At 63.8% G+C, this 3,484-nt stretch carries 4 protein-coding genes; 2 read left to right on the top strand and 2 right to left on the bottom strand.

The genetic code is table 11. The features are described 5' to 3' along the window. A partial coding sequence (locus GY769_06745; protein MCP4201618.1) for a xanthine permease XanP occupies nt 1-221 on the bottom strand: 221 nt, incomplete at its 3' end. A gap of 93 nt (nt 222-314) precedes the next feature. On the opposite strand from GY769_06745, the gene GY769_06740 reads away from it, so the two are divergent. Together GY769_06740 and GY769_06735 are read left to right on the top strand one after the other, a co-directional pair. Continuing rightward, complete coding sequence (locus tag GY769_06740; GenBank protein ID MCP4201617.1) at nt 315-692, top strand: hypothetical protein; 378 nt, start codon at nt 315-317, stop codon at nt 690-692. A 19-nt stretch (nt 693-711) separates the two neighbouring features. Further along, nucleotides 712-2,979 (top strand): carbohydrate binding family 9 domain-containing protein, encoded by a 2,268-nt coding sequence (locus GY769_06735; protein MCP4201616.1) that lies wholly within the window; start codon nt 712-714, stop codon nt 2,977-2,979. Here GY769_06735 and GY769_06730 read toward each other — a convergent pair. Further along, nucleotides 2,980-3,484: hypothetical protein (locus GY769_06730; GenBank protein ID MCP4201615.1), on the bottom strand; the 505-nt coding region annotated here is incomplete at its 5' end.

Raw genomic sequence — 3,484 nt, 5'->3', positions numbered from 1 at the left:
GAGACCATCAGCGACATGCTGACCACGTAGCTGGCGTCCTCGAGGTCGAGACCGAGGGCGCCGGCGATGATCAGCGGCGGCGTGATGACGCCGACAAAGACCGCGAGCACGTGTTGAAACGCGGCGACCGTGGCCTCGAGCACCGGTGGCCGGTCATTCAGGCCGTAGATGACGTCAGACGCTGCGGGCGTATCTTTTTCGGGCTTCTCTTCTGTGTTCATCTGATTCCCGCCGAGTCCAGTGTCTCTTCAGGGTATGGGGTAGGATAGTACAGAGAGCGTTCCAACTCTCTCGGAGGTAATCCTTTGGGCCGTGTGAGCACATCTGTTCGAATCACCAACGTCAGGGAACCTGACGTTTCGCTACGTTGCGATGCGTTGGTCGACACCGGTGCCTCGCACATGGTGTTGCCCACAGCCTGGAAGGACCGCCTGGGTGAGCTCGAATTGGCCGGGAAGATCGAATTCGAGACCGCGAATCAAACCTCCTTGATCGGGGAGGTCTGCGGGCCGGTCAAGATCCAGCTGGAAGGATTCCGGCCGATCTACAACGAGGTCGTCTTCATCGACATGGAGCCCGAGGACGGCGTTTACGATCCGTTGGTGGGTTACATCGTTCTCGAGCAATCGCAAGCGGCGGTCGACATGGTCGGGCATCGTTTGATCCACGTCAAGCGGATGGATCTCAAGTAACGGGGCATACAATGGCGCCGTGCTCCCCACGCCCCAGAATCTCCGCCGCGGCCCGCTCCTCCTGCTGGCCGCGCTGCTGCTGACCCCGACCGTCTCAGCCCAGGGCGAGCCGCCACCATCGGCGGCCACCCACAGCCTCCAGGCCCTCCGGCTGGAGCAGCCGATCACCCTCGACGGCCGTCTCGACGATCCGGCGTGGCAGCGCGCCGAGATCGCCACCGGCTTCACCCAGCGCGAGCCCGAGCCCGGAGCTCCGGCGAGCGAGCGCACCGAGGTACAGGTCGCCTACACCGAGAAGACTCTCTACGTCGCCGTCCACGCGTTCGACGCCGACCCGGGCGCGATCATCGCCCGCGAGATGCAGCGCGACGGCGGCCTGTTCCGCGACGACTCGGTGATTGTCCTGCTCGACACCTTCGACGACGACCGCAACACCTACTTCTTCGAGACCAACGCCCTGGGCGCGCGCACCGACTCGCTGGTCACCGACGAGGGTCGCGACACCAACTTCGAGTGGGACGGGGTGTGGGACGTGGCGGCCCGGCGCACTGGCGACGGTTGGGTGGCCGAGCTCGCCATCCCGTTCTCCACCCTGCGCTTCGACCCGCAGGCTGAGGCGTGGGGATTCAACGTGCGTCGCAATATCCGGCACAAGAACGAGGACGCCTTCTGGGCACCGATCGGGCTCGACGCCGACCTCTTCCGGGTGTCGCTCTATGGCGCACTGACCGGCATCGAAGGCGCCCGCCCGGGTCTTTCTCTCAACGTCAAGCCGTTCGCCGTCGCCGCCACGATATCGCATTCGCCCCCCTCAGGGGGGACCTCGACGACGACCGCTGCGCCTCAGGCCGAGGACGGCGACGACTTCGACGCCGGGCTCGACGTCAAGTGGGGGGTGACCCGCGGCCTCTCCCTCGATCTCACTCTCAACACCGACTTCGCAGAGACCGAAGTCGACGACAGCCAAGTCAATCTCACCCGCTTCTCGCTCTTCTTTCCCGAGAAGCGCGAGTTCTTCCTGGAGAACTCCGGCATCTTCGAGCTCGGCTCCGATCCCGGCAGCGACAGCCCGCTGCTCAAAGTCTTCTTCTCGCGCCGCATCGGCATCGGCGAAGGCGGCCGCGAGGTGCCGATCGAAGGCGGCCTGCGTCTCACCGGCCGCGCCGGGGCCTGGAACCTCGGGGTGCTCGGCGTCGCCACCGAGGCCTTGGCTCCGTCGGTAGGTCCCCCCGAAGGGGGGCAAACGCGACACAGTGCGGGCACGCCAAGTAATACCTGGGGCGCCCTGCGGCTCAAGCGCAACGTCGGCCAGCGCTCGAGCGTCGGCTTGATCGTCACCGACCGAGAGGGCGAGGACGGCGACTCGAACCTGGTCTTCGGCGCCGACTTCGACTGGAAGCCGACCGACCGGCTGGCGCTCAACGGCTTCTTCGCCCAGTCCGACGACAGCGATCTGGTAGGCGGAGAAGACTGGGCCGCTGGTGCCGGCGTCGAGTGGAGCGGCTCGATCTGGAGCGCCGAGGGCGGCTACGTCGAGATCGGCGAGCGCTTCGAGCCCGAGATGGGATTCTTGAGGCGCCGCGGCGTCCGGCGCTACACCGGCGGGGTCGAGTACGAACCGCGTCCGGACCTCCCGTGGCTGCGCAACTTCAACTTCGAGCTCGAGGCGGAAGTCTTCACCCTACGCGACGGCACCACCGAGTCGTCCGAATTCCAGCTCGAGCCCCTCAGCATCCGCTTCAAGACCGAGGACCGCATCACTCTCTTCGTCGAGCGCAACTTCGAGCGCCTATTCGAGCCCTTCGAGATCACGGACGGCGTGATCATCCCGGCCGGCGACTACACTTATTACGACTATGGCGTGTCCTTCGACACCAATGACGGCCGCACCCTCACCGCCGACGGCAGCATCCGTTGGAGCGGCTTCTTCGATGGCGACCGCTTCCGCGCCGAGGCCACCCTCCGCATCCGCCCCAACCGCTTCGTCCGCTCCGAGACCACCTGGCAGTACAATGACGTCGACCTCCCCGGCGGCGCCTTCACCGCCACCGTCCTGCGCGAGCGCCTCAGCCTGGCCGCAAGCCCCCGCCTGCGCGCCGATACCTTCCTCCAGTACAACGATCTCGACGAGCTGTTCGCCGCCAACGTCCGTTTCAACTGGATCTACAAACCCGGCGCCGACCTCTTCGTCGTCTTCAACCAGACCTGGGACGCGCCGAGTCTCGGCGACCTCGATCGGCGAGACCGGCAGGTGATCGTCAAGTTCACGTATCTGTGGCAGCGGTAATCACCCCCCTTTGACTGGTGGGCAGCTTGAGCTGCCTACATGCAGGATTAGTCTTCCCTCGACGTCAGGCTCCTTTTTCGGCCTCATTGGAGTGCCTCCACCCTTCGTCAGCTGGCCGTATTCACTCCAATAACCGAAGGGGTCGTTTTCTTCTTCTTTTTGCACGCATCCGAACCCGATCTTAAAATCGGTGTTGAGTGCGCTCTTGAGCGTTAGATGCTTGGGCGTCTGGTCTTCATACACTACAGTGAGCCTGAAAGCGTCGTTATATTTGCCTTGCCAAATGAAAGCGTCTGCAACGTGGCGATATGTTTCGTTGATGGCCGGGAACTTGTATCTGTCGCCGAGCTTTTTAATCCAGATCTTACGAGAATTATGAGGAGATAGGAGAAGACGGCCTAGCTCTCCAGTAATCCAAGATCCTAGTCCAACGCCGTCCGTCGAAGATCCTAGTCCAAGGTCTATGGTTGTCGCGGGCTGGGGATCGTTCGGAAGAGGGGCGAGT

The sequence above is a fragment of the bacterium genome, assembly GCA_024224155.1.
Classification (GTDB): domain Bacteria; phylum Acidobacteriota; class Thermoanaerobaculia; order Multivoradales; family JAHEKO01; genus CALZIK01.
This window is presented reverse-complemented; position numbering and strand designations above follow the sequence as displayed.